11 protein-coding genes are annotated in these 17,879 nt (G+C 41.2%); 10 read left to right on the top strand and 1 reads right to left on the bottom strand.

All coding sequences use genetic code 11. The features are described 5' to 3' along the window. Positions 1-1,050: 1,050 nt before the first annotated feature. The 9 genes from J3455_RS14980 (at position 1,051) to J3455_RS14940 (ending at position 15,643) form a co-directional block, all read left to right on the top strand. On the top strand, positions 1,051-4,695 hold the full coding sequence (locus J3455_RS14980; RefSeq protein WP_286256788.1) for a cadherin-like domain-containing protein: 3,645 nt from the start codon (positions 1,051-1,053) through the stop codon (positions 4,693-4,695). A 301-nt stretch (positions 4,696-4,996) separates the two neighbouring features. Then, positions 4,997-6,586 (top strand): alkaline phosphatase, encoded by a 1,590-nt coding sequence (locus J3455_RS14975; RefSeq protein ID WP_130049896.1) that lies wholly within the window; start codon positions 4,997-4,999, stop codon positions 6,584-6,586. 11 nt (positions 6,587-6,597) lie between these two features. After that, on the top strand, positions 6,598-8,394 hold the full coding sequence (locus J3455_RS14970) for an alkaline phosphatase (RefSeq protein ID WP_349561993.1): 1,797 nt from the start codon (positions 6,598-6,600) through the stop codon (positions 8,392-8,394). A 73-nt stretch (positions 8,395-8,467) separates the two neighbouring features. Next, on the top strand, positions 8,468-9,184 hold the full coding sequence (locus J3455_RS14965) for a hypothetical protein (protein ID WP_349561992.1): 717 nt from the start codon (positions 8,468-8,470) through the stop codon (positions 9,182-9,184). 185 nt (positions 9,185-9,369) lie between these two features. Next, a complete protein-coding gene (locus J3455_RS14960) occupies positions 9,370-10,164 on the top strand; it encodes a VOC family protein (RefSeq protein WP_130049893.1) in 795 nt (264 codons plus the stop codon). Positions 10,165-10,279: 115 nt separating this feature from the next. Further along, positions 10,280-10,945 (top strand): SDR family oxidoreductase, encoded by a 666-nt coding sequence (locus J3455_RS14955; RefSeq protein WP_167658989.1) that lies wholly within the window; start codon positions 10,280-10,282, stop codon positions 10,943-10,945. A 138-nt stretch (positions 10,946-11,083) separates the two neighbouring features. After that, positions 11,084-11,464 carry a hypothetical protein gene (locus J3455_RS14950; RefSeq protein ID WP_130049891.1) on the top strand — a complete coding sequence of 127 codons (381 nt, stop codon included), beginning with the start codon at positions 11,084-11,086 and terminating at the stop codon, positions 11,462-11,464. Beyond that, positions 11,461-13,797: a fatty acid cis/trans isomerase gene (locus J3455_RS14945; RefSeq protein ID WP_349561991.1), complete on the top strand. Its 2,337-nt coding sequence runs from the start codon at positions 11,461-11,463 to the stop codon at positions 13,795-13,797. Before J3455_RS14950 ends, J3455_RS14945 begins: the two co-directional genes overlap by 4 nt. A 97-nt stretch (positions 13,798-13,894) precedes the next feature. Continuing rightward, on the top strand, positions 13,895-15,643 hold the full coding sequence (locus J3455_RS14940) for a response regulator (RefSeq protein WP_349561990.1): 1,749 nt from the start codon (positions 13,895-13,897) through the stop codon (positions 15,641-15,643). A gap of 13 nt (positions 15,644-15,656) precedes the next feature. Here J3455_RS14940 and J3455_RS14935 read toward each other — a convergent pair whose 3' ends face one another. Then, positions 15,657-16,280 (bottom strand): toast rack family protein, encoded by a 624-nt coding sequence (locus J3455_RS14935; RefSeq protein WP_130049888.1) that lies wholly within the window; start codon positions 16,278-16,280, stop codon positions 15,657-15,659. A 129-nt stretch (positions 16,281-16,409) separates the two neighbouring features. On the opposite strand from J3455_RS14935, the gene J3455_RS14930 reads away from it, so the two are divergent. After that, a complete protein-coding gene (locus J3455_RS14930; RefSeq protein ID WP_349561989.1) occupies positions 16,410-17,867 on the top strand; it encodes an ATP-binding cassette domain-containing protein in 1,458 nt (485 codons plus the stop codon). Positions 17,868-17,879: the final 12 nt, after the last annotated feature.

Raw genomic sequence — 17,879 nt, 5'->3', positions numbered from 1 at the left:
CTATCCGTGAAGGTGGCCGTACAGTTGGTGCTGGTGTTGTTGCAACTATCGTTGAGTAATCAACTATAGTAATGCATCAAGCATTAAGAAAAACCCGAGCTTAGTCTCGGGTTTTTTTATGGGTGAAAAAGCTATCAGCTGTATGCTTTCAGACGTCAAATCACAATTCTTAGGGCAGGTTGGTTTGAGCGAAGCGAAACCCAACACAATCCATGCAAACCTTTTCTTTTATGGCCCCATTACCATAAACCATTCCTCCTAATGGCTTGATCTAGACCCTTTGAACTTTATCCTCGCTAACCACTGTATAAAAAACATCATTACGTTATTGTTTTATCGTTTTATTCACTAATAACGTCATTTTAATGTGAATATATCACTAAGTTTTTATTGTTAATGCGGTTTCTGTTTTGGGCATTTTAGGTTCTTTATGTGTAATTAGATTTAATTGTTTAAATATCAATTAAATCTTATGAGGGTTGGGTAAATTTTGCTTAATCTATTGTTTCTAAAAAGGAAGCCGAAAATCAATCTTATAGTAGTATTTTGTTAATGGGTTTTGTTAGAATTACTGCCGTCATGTAAATGGAATGGTTTTATCAGGGATGGCTAATGACTAGCTTAAATGCTACTTGTCAAAAAATAGCTTTGCTATTTGCTGTATATTTTTAAATCCCCTTTAGATGCTCAGTATCTTTATAGCTTGTACTTTGATGGTTTGATCTAAATTGCTCATAAGTATCAGTAGGATTTCTCTTTCTATCTTAAAAAGCTTTGAAACACTGAAGACATACATAAAATTCAAACCTCGGTGGGGATTGTTGTGTTAATTATTTGCCAACAATCGGTATGAATAACTATGTATATATCAATCTAATTAATGTTAATTCCTTTCCTGTAACAGGCACTTCCTTCTGTAGTGGTCGAAAATTTTTAAAATATAGATCACATTTAAGTAAGGAGTTATCGCCCAATTTTTTAGTTATTAAATCGAATAGTAGCTTTAAAACAGTAGGTGAATTTTAAGTTATTTATAAAAAGGAATTAATAGTGTATAAAAATAAACTTACGCAAACTGCTTTATGCGTTGCCGCTGCAATTGCCTCAACATCAACAATTGCTGCCAATAGTTGGTTATCTAGAGTCAGTACCGTCGATCAGAATCAGCAAAAGAAAGTATTTGCAGCTAACAGGATGCAAAGCCTTTCTGCTGTCAGTACTGATTCGTCAACTGCAATTTTTGATATAACAGTGTCGTTATACAATAATCCAGAAGGTACAGAGCAGAATGCCTATGAAGAAATTTTTAAAAACTTCGCAGATGCTATTTGTGAGCAAACAAATGGTGAGCATAAGCTTGGCACAGTGAGTGTATTTAGAGAAAATAAACATCGCTCTAAATCAGATATTATTTGGGGGTCAAGAGAATGGCCTAGAGCTAATGCGTCAGGTTTTGGTGCGAATGGCATGCATATTTGGTTTGGTGATGTTTTCCCGAACGGTGCAGGTGCTGGCAAAGACCATGATATGCTTCAAGATCCTAAAGGTGCTGGTTATACACTTGCCCATGAATGGGGGCACTATGCTTATGGCCTTTTTGACGAGTATCAAGGCGTAGCTGAAAGCGCAGATGCAAATAGCCCTATAAAAACTGATTTAGCTACTAACTCTATTATGAGTAATCAGTGGAAAGCTCTACAAGGTGATATGCTTTGGCTTAATCACTCTACTGCAACAAATATTGGTAATGTTGATAGAACAGCTCAAGGTCGAGTATACGGAAAAAGTGCATGGGAAGTGCTATTACAAGATGCCAAAGATGATCCTAAGTTAGGAAGAAAAACGGCTCAACCAGAGCGTACTCGCTTTCTTACCCTGGCTAACAATGCTCCAGATGATGTAACACCAGTAAAGGTTGAACTACCTTCAGCTCAAGCATCATGCCGAGATCAACTTGATGTAGTTTGGGTTGAAGGTGATATTGATATGCAAGTGGTTATTGACCGTTCAGGTAGTATGGGCGGCTCGGCAATCAATAATGCCAAACAAGCAGCTAAAATTCTTGTTGATGCTACAGCTGAAGGTACTACATCAATGGGGTTAGTTAGCTTCTCTAGCTACTATAGTGTGATACAAGATTTTCCTGTAACTAAAATTGAAAGCCCAGATGTTTCAGTAAAAACTGAACTAAAAGCAGCAATTGATTCAATCAGAGCTGGAGGGTCAACAGCCCTTTACGATGGTTCACAATTAGCGCTTGATAACTTAGAACAATACCAACAAACTCAAGCAAGCGGTGCCCCAGGTGTTGTTTTTGTCCTAGCCGACGGTAATGACAATGATTCTCGCTTGTCACAGGCGTCGGTTATCAGTAATTATCAACAAGCTAATATGCCAATTTTCAGTTTTGGCTATGGTAGTGCATCACCAACTGGCCCACTTCTCACTTTAGCTAATGCTACTGGTGGTAAGTACTTTTCTTCACCAACATCATTGGCTGAAATTGTTGATGCTTTCTTGCAAGCTAATGCGATTGCGACAGATAATCAGAATCTTGCATCTACAACATACTCAATTGATAGTTCTCAAAGCGCCAGTCAGCCAATTTATGTTGATTCTGGGCTAGATAACATAAATGTTTTTGTAAATCACAATGCAGATCTTGCAGATCTTGAGTTAGCGCTATTTGATGGTGCTGGCACACTCGTTACCGATATAGATTTCAACTGTATAGATACTGCTAGCACTCAATCATGTAGTGCTAATATTTCTAATCAGAAACTATCTGCACATGGTGCAGGGCAATGGCAGTTACAGTTAACGAACCTAAATCAAAGTAGTAGCCTTACTGCTGCGGTAAATGTGAGTGCTGAACCAAGCTTATCAGGTACATACTCTGTCAATGTTGAAGGAGTTGATGGAAACGCAGTTACTTACCCAGCTCCTATGATCCTGACTACAGCAATCACAAAAGATAAACTAATTACAGGCGCTAATGTTAAGGCAACTATTACAGATCCAAACCAAGTTAAAAGCGAACTTGAACTGTTTGATAATGGCATTGGTGGAGATGCTGTTTCAGGGGATGGAATTTACTCAGTAATTGCACCTTATAATCAAAATGGTATTTATCAAGTTGAAGTGCATGTAGACAATAATGACAGCAAGGCTGTGTACACCACAACAGGGTTATTAACGCCAACGATTGATGGCTCAGTACCAGAAGCTGAGACATTGCCAAGTATCGATGAGAATTTTGTTCGTATAGCTAAAACTTCACTAGTAGTCAGTGATGTACCATACAGCGATAGTAATGACAGTTATTATCTGAGTGATGATCTTACTCCAAGTAATGCTGGAATTGAGGGGATGGTTGACTCTCAGGGGGACCTAGACTTTTATCAAATCGAAAACATTGATACGACAAGTGAGTTTGTTGTTCGTGTATCTGACTTAAGCTTAGGGATGAAACCTAGCCTTACATTATATAAGTCAGATGGCATAACTGTAATTGATCAAGATATTACGTTGGATACAAACCCTTCTAAAACAGGTTATGTGTTCTATAAAGTTGCTACTACGGACTTAGAGTCAACTCTTTACGCCGTAGTACAGCATGAAGATACGACCGCAACTACTGGGGGATACCAAATTAGTGCGGGTGCTCCATTAAATACTGACACGCCTCCAAATAACGCACCTTTAGCAGCTGAAGATGTTGCATCAATTTGGTCAGGTCAAACAACAGTTATCAATGTTTTAGAAAATGATACAGATTTAGACGGTGATACTCTATCAATTGATAGCATACAAAATAATGGGACCTTGGGCGTTGTAAGTTTAGTTGATGGTCAGATTACATACGATGCATCAACAGCGTTTGACGATGAAGTTCCCGGGACAGTTATTTCTGATTCATTTAAGTATATTGTGACTGATAATAATGGCGCATTTGTTGAGGGGCAGGTAACCATATCTGTATCTATCAACACGCCTCCAACAGCTGAAGCAGATATTGTTTATGTTGACGAAAATGGAACTGTAAATATTTCACCATTACAAAATGATAGTGATGCTGATGGTCATTCAATAACATTAATTGATTATTTGGATACTCTAACAGGTGAATTAACAGATAATAATGATGGTACTTGGACATATTCTACAAATGGTCAATTTGATTCATTGACAAAGGGTGAACAAGTAACAGATGCATTGACTTATACGATAGCTGATGAAGTGGGTTCAGAGTCTATGGCTCAGGTTTCTGTGATTATTACGGGTATCAATACTATACCTACAGCCGAAGCTGACGAGGTTTCAACATCTAAATCATCAACAGTACTCATAGATGCTTTAGGGAATGATAGTGATGAAGATGGCGATGTTCTATCTGTAGTCTCATTAGATGCGGAAGATGTTAAAGGAACTGTTACTGATAATGGGGATGGTACATTCACATATGACCCAGCTGGAAAGTTTGCTGATTTATATGCTGGCAGCTCAGCGACAGAAACATTTAGCTATGCTGTATCTGATGGTTCAGAACAAGTTTCAACAACCGTTACTGTGACTGTCAACGGTGAAGGTAGCAAACCTGAAGTTGAAAAATCATCTTCAAGCAGTGGCGGTAGTTTATTTTGGCTAACTTTACTTCTAGCGCCGTTTAGCTTGCTAAGACGCCGCAAAAAGTAAGTTAATTAAATAACAATGCAACTATAGGCCTTTGAGTAATAGGCTCAAAGGCTTTTTTATTCATGTTGATTACATAGAAGTTCTTTAAAAGGAAATTTGAATCAGTCTCAAACCACTAGCCCTATTATTTCCCCTAAAACTAAATACTTGCCTTCTTGCACTGCTTGTTCTGTTTCACCATTTCGTCATGAAAAGTCACTTTTTTAGTAACAATGCGTTCTTAGTATTACTGCGCTAATTATCCAAGTGCAGCTTAGTTAGCACTCAAATTCTTAAAATAATGTACTAACGGAACGTAACGATGAAAATTAATAAAATTGCTACTGCAATTGGTTTAACGTTGGCATTGTCAGCCACGGCCAATGCAGGTGTGTTACCAGACAGTCAAAAACAAAATGATTGGTATAGTGCTGCTGAAATAAAATTAACAGAAAAAGAAGCGGCGGCCCAGGTTGAGCAAACGTTTAAAGCTAAAAATGTCATTCTATTTGTTGGTGATGGTATGGGTATTTCAACGCTTACTGCATCGCGTATCATGGCGGGTCAAATGGAAGGTAAGTCGGGCGAAGAAGGCTTATTAAGCTTTGAGGAGTTTCCTTACTCTGCGCAAATCAAAACGTATAACGTTGATGCGCAAACACCTGACTCAGCAGGCACAATGACAGCAATTATTTCAGGCGTTAAAACTGATGTTGGTGTAATTGGTGTAAACGAAAACATCGAGCGTGGCAAGTGTGCAACAGTTGCGGGTAACGAATTAATTACTGCTACAGAGCTTGCGGAAATCAAAGGTCTAGCAACAGGCGTTATTTCAACAGCGCGCATTACACACGCAACACCTGCAGCAACGTATGCAAAATCAGCCGATCGTAACTGGGAAGATGTATCAGACATGCCAGCTGATGCCGTAGAAGCTGGCTGTGAAGACATTGCATCGCAACTCGTTAATTTCGAGAAGAACCTTGAAGCACGCTTCGTAGGAACCGACGTTGATGGTCTTGAGGTGGTGATGGGCGGTGGTCGTCGTCACTTTTTACCGAAAGACGCAGCATTCAACTCAGCTGATGCAGTCAGTGAAGTGGAAGGTGACCGTACGGATGAGCGTGATCTAACGGCGGAATGGCAAGAAATGTACCCTGATGGCAAGTACGTGATGGACCAAGCAGGCTTTGATACGCTTAATGCCGATACAAAACGTGTATTCGCATTGTTCAATGAGTCACACATGCAATATGAAGCTGACCGCGCTAACGATGTAGCGGGTGAGCCGTCATTATCTGAAATGACGGGTAAAGCGATTGATATCTTAAAGAGCAATGAAAAAGGCTTTTTCTTAACCGTTGAATCTGGGCGTATTGATCATGCTCACCATGCGGGTAATGCTTACAACGCGCTAAACGATACTGTTGAATTTGCCAAAGCTGTGCAAACAGCTGTAGAAAACACCAATCCAGAAGAAACTCTTATCCTTGTTACCGCTGACCACAGTCATGTATTTACTATCGCAGGTTATCCAAAGCGCGGTAACCCTATCTTAGGCCAAGTAGTTGCAATAGGTAGCGAAGAGCCAAGCCTTGCTGCTGATGGTATGCCTTACACTACAGTGGGTTATGCAAATGGTTTAGGTTTCCGTGATTTAGGCGATGAGACAGATGCAGATGTATCTTATAACGAAGCAGCATTGGCTGGTCGTGTTGATTTAACGGGGGTTGATACAACGACACCTGGTTATCACCAAGAAGCCACTGTGCCATTAGGTTCTGAAACTCATGCGGGTGAAGATATTTCACTTCATGCAAAAGGTCCAGGTGCGCAACTAGCACAAGGCGTTGTGGAGCAAAACGTAATTTTCCACATCATTAACCAAGCTCTAGAACTAATTGAAGAATAATGGCGACGACGATGAAAAAACTAAATTTAATTTCTCTTGCTGTAGTAGTGGCATTAGCGGGTTGTTCTGATGACAATGACAACTCACCAAAAACATTAACCGTTGAAAATACATTAGCTGTTGGTTCTGAGCAGTGCGTAAACGGTGGTACAGCAACCCTAACAGGTGCAGATAGCAATGATAATGGTGAGCTAGACTCAGCAGAAGTAACGGATACAAGCGTTGTATGTAATGCACCGGCAACGTCGTTAACAGCATCTCAATTAGCGCCGTTGACTGATAATGAGTGGTTTAAGTCAGCACAAGTTAAAGTCGCTAACAGCGAAGAAAACATTGCTGCAGTTGTAAAAGAGTCAGGTAAAGCGAAAAACGTGATCCTATTCGTGGGTGACGGCATGGGTATTTCAACGGTCACTGCTGCACGTATCATGGCGGGTCAGCTAGAAGGTAAGCTAGGTGAAGAGCATCAGCTTAGCTTTGAAACACTACCATTCTCAGGTTTTGCTAAAACTTATAACGTAGATGCGCAAACACCTGATTCAGCGGGTACGATGACAGCAATGGCATCGGGCGTAAAAACGGATGCTGGCGTTATCGGTGTTGATGAAGACATCGAGCGCGGTAACTGTGCAACGGTTGCAGGTAATGAGCTAGTAACAGCCACTGAGCTTGCTGAGATTGCAGGTAAGTCGACAGGTATTGTTTCTACAGCGCGGATCACTCACGCAACGCCTGCAGCAACATATGCTAAATCGGCTGACCGTAACTGGGAAGACGTATCAGATATGCCTGAAGCCGCAGTCACCGCTGGCTGTGAAGATATTGCATCGCAATTAATTAACTTTGAAGCGAACCTAGAAGCACGCTACGAAGGGCTAGATGTTGATGGTTTAGAAGTTGTCATGGGCGGCGGTCGTCGTCATTTCTTACCGAAAGACGCAGCTTTTAATTCTGCTGATGCTGTGAGCTCAGTAGAAGGTGACCGTACAGATGGTCGTGACTTAACTGCGGAGTGGAAAGCCAAATACCCTGCAGGTCAATATGTGATGGACCAAGCTGGTTTTGATGCAATCGATGCAGATACAACTGAGCGTGTATTTGGTTTATTCAATGAATCACACATGCAATACGAAGCAGACCGCTCGAATGACGTAGCGGGTGAGCCGTCACTTTCTGAAATGACCGCAAAGGCAATTGATATTTTAGATAACAATGCAAATGGCTTTATGTTAACAGTTGAAGCAGGACGTATTGATCATGCCCACCACGCAGGTAATGCCTATAACGCATTGAGCGACACTGTTGAGTTGTCAAAAGCTGTACAAGTTGCCCTTGATAAGACTAGCATTGAAGACACACTAATCATCGTAACTGCTGACCACAGCCACGTATTTACCATTGCAGGCTATCCAAAACGTGGTAACCCAATTTTAGGTAAAGTAGTACCAGTGGGTAGTGATGAGCCATCACTTGCAGCAGACAATATGCCATACACAACGGTTGGTTATACCAATGGTGGCGGCTTCCGAGATTTAGGCGATGAGACTGATGCTGATGCAGGTTATAACTTTGCGCCAGTAACAGGGCGTGTTGATTTAACTGATGTTGACACAACAACACCAGGCTTCCATCAAGAAGCTGTTGTACCACTAGGCTCAGAAACACACGCAGCAGAAGATGTTGGTGTGTATGCAGTAGGCCCAGGTGCACATTTAGTAACAGGTACTAATGAGCAAAGCCTTATTTTCCATGTTATGGATTATGCCGCTGACCTTGTTAAACAAGCCGATGCTAAATTAGCACAATAATGAGTGCTTGGGAGGCTCTAAGCCTCCCTTACTCAATTAGTTATAAAGTAAACCAAGATAAAAAGAGAATCCCGTGAAAGCAGCCATCTTACTTGCCTCATTACTTAGCCCACTTGCTGTTGCAGGGCAATGCGATATGAACACCTGTTTTACGCAAGCAGACTATAAAGTCACAACAGATATAGTTGCTAATAAGCAGCATACTGAAAACACCTTTACCCTTTGGCGTACGCCTCATCAGGTGGCTAAGCAGAATCCACAGTTTATTGAGCTATGGCAGCAGTTGCGCAATCAACAAATTCGCCCAATTCGTTATTTTCAGCATGCGCAGCGTGGTATTGAATATCAACCATCGGAAGTGCAAGGTGAACAAGATTGGAGTAGCAAATATCAGCTAGTAAGCGATAAATTCCTAGCCTCTATGACGCACCAAAAAAGCGCAGGAGAAGGCTGTGAGCTAACGGATTATTACACACAACAGCAGGGTGATAGCAAAATAGAGTTAAGCTGGCTTGCCAATCAAAAGTTACTCAAAGCAATTCGTATTTCAACACCCAGTTATAGCCGTGAAATTGTTTTAACAGCCAGCCATCACAATCAGCAAAAAGTACAGGTAGAATTTGCGAAATGGGATAACTATCAAACGACCGATTACGCAGATATCGGTGATAATGAAAGCGACCCGTTTTTAGCTAAAATGATCAACTTAGGGTTTGTTGAGCATGGTGCAAGCGGATTTTATGATGCGCAAGGTAATCAGCTCAAAGGTGAGCATGGGCATCATCACTAATTAAATATCGCAATGCCGCTTTTTTAGCGGCATTTTTGTATCTGTAACTCAGCGTTGCTAGCGCTACTCATTGCCCATTTCAGCTAAGATAAAATTATGTGCTTCAACGAAGTGTTGCAACTATTGTCTGGTTTGATTGGTAAATTTTGCGATTGTTGCTTAAGTTTAACCAAGGAGGAACAGCCATGACAAAAATAAATACAAAACACCCCGCAGGTACTTTCTGCTGGGCAGAGTTATGCGCGAAAGACTGGCTAGCTGCGAAGCAATTTTATACGCAATTATTTGATTGGGATTTTGACGACCAACCAATAGGCGAAGATATGTTTTACACCATGCTGCAAAAGCAAGGTGATGATATTGCCGCTATGTATCAACTGCCAGCAAGTATGAGCGAGATGCCAACCCATTGGTTATTGTACATTGCTGTTGATGATGTTGATCAAAGCACAGAGCAGGCAAAATCATTAGGTGCAACTGTTTTGGCAGGGCCGCATGATGTAATGAAAGCAGGTCGCATGGTGATGCTACAAGAGCCAGGCGGTGCAACATTTGCCTTGTGGCAAGCTGGTGAGCATATCGGGGCTAAACGAGTGCAAGAGCTTAACCTGCCTTACTGGTTTGAACTTGTGTCGAAAGACATGCAAAAAAGTCGCGACTTTTATTGTCAGTTATTTGGATGGCAGTTTGAGGTGAAACCCATGGAGGGCATGGACTACATCTTATTCACCATTGATGAGCAACCGATAGCAGGCATGCTTGAAATGACCAATGAATGGCCAGATGACATTCCACCCCATTGGATGCCGTATTTTGCCGTAGCAGATTGCGATCAGGCGGTTGCCAAAGCAACGCAGCTTAATGGGGTTATTTGTGTGCCAGCGACAGACATCCCAGATGTTGGGCGCTTTAGTGTTATTACCGATCCACAAGGGGCTGTTTTTTCAATTCTTAAATCAACCATTGATGAATTAACTTAACATCTTGGTTTTTGTTAATCTGTCCCAAGGTATATATACCCAAGCCACCTCAAGATGTTGAAACTCGCACCTTGAGGTGGTTTGGATATAGAAAACCCAACTAAGGAGCAGATTGATGACTAAGCATGTGGTGGTTACAGGGGCCAATAAAGGTATTGGCCTTAATTTTTGTAAACAGTATTCAGCCCAAGGTTACCGTGTTACTGCAGTGGTTCGCACGCCAAGCGAAGAGCTCCAAGCACTCGATGTGAAAGTTATTAGCGACATTGATGTATCTAACGCCGGTGATGTTGCAACACTTGCCAATTACTTACACGGCGACAAAATTGATATTTTGATTAATAACGCCGGTATTTTTCATAACGAAACTTTAGCTGACATGGACTTTGCTGCCATCGAAAAGCAAATAAGTGTGAACAGTATCGCGCCTATTCGTATTACTCATGCGTTACAGCAAAACTTAGGTATTGATGCAAAAGTGGCGATGATCACATCGCGCATGGGTTCAATTGCTGATAATGGCTCGGGCGGTTACATCGGCTATCGTATGTCAAAAGCCGCGCTTAATGCAGCTAGTGTTAGTTTAGCCCATGAGTTAAAAGATAAAAAAATTGCCGTAGGGTTATTCCATCCGGGCTTTGTACAAACGCAAATGGTTAATTTTGCAGGAGATATCAGCCCTGAAACTGCTGCAGAGCGGCTCATCAAACGGATTGATGAATTAAATCTTAGCAACACAGGTGGGTTTTGGCATTCAAACGGCGAAACGCTACCTTGGTAATTCTTTTTTCTAGGTTTTTATAACTAGGCTAGTTAGCAGCTAAAAAGCTGCTAACGGCTGATAAGTTTCGCTAATTATTGAACTTATAGTTTGCTATACTCGTACAATTAAAAGTCATTTTGATGTAGAGAGCAGCACATGGAATTAGAGCAAAATAGCGATTTAACCCTTCCTCTTTTTTATTTCGATGAAAATCTTCATAGCCGTGACATCGAGTCTCCAGATTTACTATTGCATGTAACGCTAAGCGAAGAGTTACTCGCACAGCTTTGCCAAAACCCAGCTGTTGATAGCAGTGTCGCAATTGCTATTAATGAATACCGTCTTGAAGTGTTAAATGATGACTATCAAGCATTGAATGATGGCGAGCACGATGCGCAACTGACTTTAGTTCGTGGGCCACTATTAAGCGCTATGCTTAGCTGCGACAATGACCAAACCTTTGTGTCGCCTCAAGTTGATATGATGCCGACCTTTGATTTAGGTGATGACGTTGAAGATATCGAGGAGGAAGGATGAGAAAACTCCTCACGACCGTATTTGGCCTCATTTTATTAAGTGGCTGTGCTTATCTAGGTGCAGCTCATTACGATGAACTGTTTGGTGAAGAGCAGCCAAGAGAGCGTGTTGTTGCCGCATCAACTTTAGAGGGGGCAGAGTTTTTAAACGATGTAAAACCTGTTCTCGATACTCGTTGTGTTGTTTGTCACGGCTGTTATGACGCACCTTGTCAGCTTAAATTATCTTCAGTTGAAGGAATTGACCGAGGTTTAAGTAAAGAGCTTGTCTATGATGGTACTCGGTTATTAGCGCAAGAGCCAAGCCGCTTACTATTTGATGCGACAAGTACCGCTCAGTGGCGTGAAAAAGGTTTTACCCCAGTACTAAATGAGCGTGCACAAACAGAAGAAGCTAATCTTGCTGGAAGTGTGCTTTACAATGCTTTAGTGCTTAAGCAAAGCAGCCCACTGCCTAAGCAAGCTATTTTAGGCGATGAGTTTGATTTTTCACTCGATCGTGAACAAACATGTACCACGATGAACGAGTTTGACTCATTTGCTAAGGATAATCCTCACAGTGGTATGCCTTATGGTTTGCCTGGTATCTCAAGCGAAGAATTTCAGCACCTTGCTAAATGGCTTAAAAAGGGCGGTTACCTTGCTCATATTGAGCCTCCTGAAGAAGGAGTGCTAAAACAAGTCGAACGCTGGGAAGCTTTCTTAAACCAAGATGGTTTAAAGCATCAACTAGCGGCTCGCTATATCTATGAGCACTGGTATTTAGCACATATTTACTTCCCTGAGCATGGCGATAAACACAGTTATTTTAAGCTAGTACGTTCTTCGACTCCGCCGGGTGAAGAGATTAAATATATTAGTACACGTCGCCCTTATGAAGATCCTAAGGTTGAGCGAGTTTACTACCGATTGATGCATGACCGTTCGACTATCTTAGCGAAAACACATTTACCTTTAGCATTAAATGACGAAAAGCTAGCGCGCATAAACTCGCAATTTATTGAGGCTGATTACCAAGTAAATAAACTACCAAGCTATAAACCAGAAGTCGCATCAAACCCATTTAAAGCGTTTGCTGCAATCCCAGTAAACTCACGCTATCAATTTATGCTTGATGAAGCTGAGCTGATTATTATGGGCTTTATTAAAGGGCCTGTTTGTCGTGGTCAAATTGCGTTAAACGTGATTAACGATCAGTTCTGGGTTGGCTTTGCGAAACCTGAAATGGCGGCGACACCAAAAGTGGGTGAATTGTTGTTACAACATGAAGATGCCTTAGCATTACCAGCTGAAGAAGAAAGTAATGCCTTGCCGATTTCTAGTTGGGTGAAGTATTCAAAACGCCAAAACAAATATTTGTCTGCTAAAGTTGCACTGGCAAATAAAATGTTTGAGAACGGTCAGCACCTAACAACAGATTTACTTTGGCAAGGTGATGGTCATAACCAAAATGCAGCACTTACGGTGTTTCGTCATTTTGATAGCGCAACGGTTGTTAAGGGCTGGATTGGCCAGCAACCAAAGACCGCTTGGATACTTGATTACGCATTATTTGAACGTATTCACTACCTGCTGGTGGCGGGCTTTGATGTGTATGGCAACATTGGTCATCAGTTGTTAACTCGCTTGTATATGGACTTTTTACGTTTAGAGGGTGAAGCAAACTACCTTGCCTTGTTACCAGAAGCTAAGCGTAAAGAAATTAAAGCCCAGTGGTATCGTAAATCACCACCTAGCTTAACGAGCTTCTTTGAAGATGAATTGTCATTTAGTCAACCTACAGGCATTAAATACAAAACCAAGGACACTCAATCTGAGTTGTTCAATATGCTTAAAGATAAACTGAAGCCCATTTTGAGCCCTCGCTATGACTATACCAAAGTGCCTGAACCATTGGCTAAAATTAACGATCTTCCGGTTAAAGCCGTTAACTTGCTGCCGCAAATTTCATTTGTGTTAGTCAAAGGTAGCGATGATAAACATAAGGCATACACCCTGATCCACCATAATGCTCATTACAATATTTCAAGCTTACTGAACGAAGAGGGTCAGCGTGCTTATGATGAAGATACAGTGACGATTGTGCCTGGATTTATAGGTGATTACCCAGAAGCAATTTGGTATCTACACAACGAACAGCAGATTGCTGCATTTGCAGCTGGGCTTGCAAAAGCAACAGATGAAGCAGCCTACAGAGATCTGAAAAGCGAGTTTGCAATTCGCCGTACGCATCCGCAGTTTTGGCAATATAGTGATATTTTACACCGTGTAGCAAAAGAATATCGTGGCGTCGAGTTTGGTTTGTTTGATTATAATCGATTGGAAAATAGATAAATTTCTGTTGAGTGTCATCTTTAAAGCCCACTTCAAGTGGGCTTTCTTGTATTCTATGAACTACAATTATTTTAAAAAAAATAATGAGTAAAGCACGTTGCAGCTAATCATAGATATTAGAAAACGATATCGCTGGGGATTATTGGCGATTGCTATATTGATCTCTGTATCAGCTATCTTGATACAGAGCCTTTTGTATATCCAAAAGGGTGATGCCAAAGTCATTAATATTGCCGGTAAGCAACGCATGCTGTCACAAAAAATAGCCTTGTATGGCAATGCACTTACCAATCTTGAATCCGAACATTTTCAACAGCAACACCGAAGGCTATTGCAACAATCCGTTGAGCAGTTCATTGCAGGGCATCAATTTTTAATTCAGCAAGATGAGCAAGGTCACTATATTCATTTGAATGAGGCGCTTGAGGCTCATTACTTCTCGCAGCCTACTGCATTAGATGAGCACGTGAAGCGTTATGTTAGTAAAGCGCAGCTATTACTCAACAATACCGATGGTTTTGGCTATGTGGATCGCCCAACATTTGTTAGCAACCAGCTTGAGGCGCTGCTAACTAAACTGGACCAAGCGGTTAAATTACTTGAGCAAAAATCAGTTCAAAAAGTGACATTTTTGGCGGTTTTAGAGTTGTTGTTTTGGCTCACAACCATAGCGTTATTAGTCGCTGAGCTATTTTTCATTTTTAAACCTATGGAGAGACTGATCACTAACAACATTGCTAAGTACAAGGAGCAAAAAGAGTTTGCTGAGCGTGTAAATAAAAATAAAGAGCGTTTTATTGCCCGCACCAGTCACGAGTTTAGAACACCATTGCAAGGATTAACTGCATCAATCGAAGCCCTTGATATTAGCGACAGTCAGCAGCTAACTAAACAGCAGGCGCTTTATTGCGTTAACAGGTTGGTGGCAATGCTAGATGAGTTAAATGACTTACATCAGCTTACCTCGGGAGAATGGCAGTTAAGCTTTACTAGCAGCAATTTGTTATCAACATTAAAGCAAGCTATCTCACCGTTTGGATATGCCTGTAATGATAAAGGTATTACCTTGAGCGTGAATTTAGCTGAGTCACTCAATAAAGAGGTAATCACTGACCATGCTAGGCTGACTCAAATCGTTGCTGAAATTATTAATAATGCCGTTAAATTTACTCCAAGCCAAGGCCGTATTGCCGTAACAGCAGCGTGTCAGGGTGAGCGGCACTTTGTAATGGAAATACAAGATAACGGTAAAGGCTTTGAAAAACCGCCGACAGACTTACTTAGTTACGAAAATGACTTTGAACAACATTTCCAAGGGTTAAAAACTGGGGTGCTACGGGTTATGCACATTGTCAAAGCATTAAAGGGAGAGATCCAATTTCTTAATGCCGAGCCACAAGGTGCGAAGGTGGTGATGAATTTAGAGCTAGAGTGTGCAACCACACCTGCAATGCCTGAGTCACTTCCGCAATCTTTACATTGTTTAATCGTCGAAGATAACCCACTTAATGCCACTATTTTAGGACGTATAGTAAGTCATTTAAATTACAGTTTTGATGTGGCTGAAAATGGTTTAATCGCCACAGATAAAACGTCAGATAAGCACTATGATTTAATCTTTATGGATTTGAATATGCCGGTTATGGATGGCTTTAAAGCAATTGATATTATTCGCAATGAGCAGGGCCAGCAGGTGCCTATTTTGGTGGTAACTGCCAATACATCAAATGATGATTTGCAACGAGTGTATGAGCTTGGGGCAAACCTGCACGTATACAAACCTATCACCCTAGATTCGGTGCAAAAAGCTCTCAGCATTTTATTTACTGAGAGCTCACAGGGATAACCTAAGTATTAAATTAGTGTGTTACCTTGATGTCGCCAACACCCACTTCTACTTCAATATCGTATTGGCCGTTGCCACGATAGCTTGAGTGCGAGCTAACAACTTTTCGGCTGGTATTACCGTCATTTTTTAAGCCGCGAATTTTGGTGTCGCCCACACCGGTATCAAGCTCTATGTGTTTGTAGTCATCAAGCGCACTATCAATTCTTACCGCGCCCACACCTAGTTCAATATCAACCGAATTACTCGCATCGTTAATTTCGATATCGCCAACACCTAGTTCGACATCAATTGCCATCGATTTAGGCATTTTTACATGCCAGTCTTGTTGAATGTCATCGTTATCTAATTTTAAGTTAAGTGAGCTAGCACTTTGCGAATGGCTTAATTCAATATCTGATAAATCAACATCAGAGCTGAACCAGCTATTGTCATTCTTTGGTTCAATGCGTACCGTAACTACGACTTCGCTGCCGTCATAGCTTTCAACTTCTAAGCTGCCTACCGGAAAATCAATATCAAGCTGGCTTGCGCCATTAATTGCGAAGTTGTGACTTAGTTCGCGTGAATCTTTTGCCATAGCGTATGACGTTGTCAGTGCTAGGCCTATTGCTGCTACACAAAGTAATTTTTTCATAGTCTGTTTCCTGTTGATGACCTTTTATACCTTAGTCGCAGCTGTGTTCAAAAAAGGTTTAAACGAATTTTATTTTTTTATCGAATGCGGTAACGTCAACCTAACGGTAACTTAGAATGAGGATTCAAAGTGCAACAAGTACAGTTGGTTAATGTTAAAGCCAGCCTAAAGGGGCAGGGTAATGACGTTTATTATTTAGATGATCTCAATATCAATGTATCGCCATTGCAGCAATGGGTTTTACTAGGCGCTAATGGCGCGGGAAAATCGGCCGTGGCTGCTGCCATTGCAGGTTTTGCGAAAATAGAGCAAGGCCACTATGAGAATCGCTTTGAGCGAATTGCGTTAGTTTCCCCTGACAGTCAAAAGCAACTCCTCGCAACTGAGATTACAAAAGATCTAGATGATATTATTGATGGCGTAACTACTTTTAGTACGGTTTATGAGCTTATAATTGCTGGTCGGGACGAACATCAGCTTGATAGCGAGTTGCTTCAGCAGTTAATTAGCCTATTTGATTTTAGTGACAAAGTTAGCAAAGCATTTCGCGATTTATCAACCGGTGAAACCCGCAAACTTATGCTGATTCGAGCATTAATAGGTCGACCAGATTTACTTGTACTTGATGAGCCTTTTGATGGTTTAGATGTCACGGCCATGACTGAGCTCAATCAGTTACTAGCTAAGTTTAGTAAAACAACGACCCTCATTTTTGTGCTCAATCGGTTAACTGAAATACCAGATTTTGTTGATCACTACGCCTATGTTAAAGAGGGCCATGTGATTCAGCAATTAGCAAACCCCTCCCCTGAGCAGCGCGATGACTTACTAAAGTTATTACATCTCACTCATACTCAGTTACAGATACCTGAGGCTGATATTGACCATCAAGCGCCTCCGCTCGATGACTCTATGCTGGTAAGACTCAATAACGCAGCAGTGGGCTATGGCGGTGAGGTCGTTTTTGAAAAACTAAACTGGCAAATAAACCAAGGCGAGCATTGGCAGTTAACAGGCAAAAATGGTTCAGGTAAAACCTGTTTGCTGAACCTTATCACTGGTGATAACCCACAGTGTTATAACAATGATATTAAGGTGTTTGGCTATCAGCGCGGAAGTGGTGAGAGTATTTGGCAAATTAAACAGCACATTGGTTATATTTCTAACGCGCTGCATATGGATTATCGGGTCAGTATCTCGGCGCTCAATACGGTAGTTTCGGGCTTTTATGACAGCATTGGTCTTTATCAAAAAGCCACTGATAAACAGCTAACCATTGCTAAAAAGTGGTTGGCTTTATTAGGTTTAAGTGATAAACAAAGCAGCTCATTTAGTCAGTTGTCTTTTGGTGATCAACGCTTGCTGTTAATTGCACGAGCTATGGTTAAGCACCCTAATTTATTGATTCTTGATGAACCTTGCTTAGGTCTCGATGAAGCAAATAGGCAGCGAGTTTTATTACTGATAGAAAAGATCTGCGCTGCAGGTACCAGTACCGTGGTTTATGTTAATCACCACGCGAGTGATAAAATTGCAGGTATCGAAAACTATTTAGAGATGTCTGATTTCACAAAAAAAGCGCCATAAAGCGCTTTTTAT

It is taken from the genome of Pseudoalteromonas sp. NFXS39 (assembly GCF_040148775.1).
Taxonomy (GTDB): Bacteria; Pseudomonadota; Gammaproteobacteria; order Enterobacterales; family Alteromonadaceae; genus Pseudoalteromonas; species Pseudoalteromonas apostichopi.
Note: the sequence above shows the minus strand (reverse complement) of the source record. Positions and strands in the feature narration are given on the sequence as shown.

Coding starts and splice junctions, on each gene's coding strand:
- J3455_RS14970 (WP_349561993.1), top strand. CDS start 6,598: ATGAAAAAACTAAATTTAATTTCTCTTGCTGTAGTAGTGGCATTAGCG.
- J3455_RS14935 (WP_130049888.1), bottom strand. CDS start 16,280: ATGAAAAAATTACTTTGTGTAGCAGCAATAGGCCTAGCACTGACAACG.
- J3455_RS14945 (WP_349561991.1), top strand. CDS start 11,461: ATGAGAAAACTCCTCACGACCGTATTTGGCCTCATTTTATTAAGTGGC.
- J3455_RS14955 (WP_167658989.1), top strand. CDS start 10,280: ATGACTAAGCATGTGGTGGTTACAGGGGCCAATAAAGGTATTGGCCTT.
- J3455_RS14950 (WP_130049891.1), top strand. CDS start 11,084: ATGGAATTAGAGCAAAATAGCGATTTAACCCTTCCTCTTTTTTATTTC.
- J3455_RS14960 (WP_130049893.1), top strand. CDS start 9,370: ATGACAAAAATAAATACAAAACACCCCGCAGGTACTTTCTGCTGGGCA.
- J3455_RS14975 (WP_130049896.1), top strand. CDS start 4,997: ATGAAAATTAATAAAATTGCTACTGCAATTGGTTTAACGTTGGCATTG.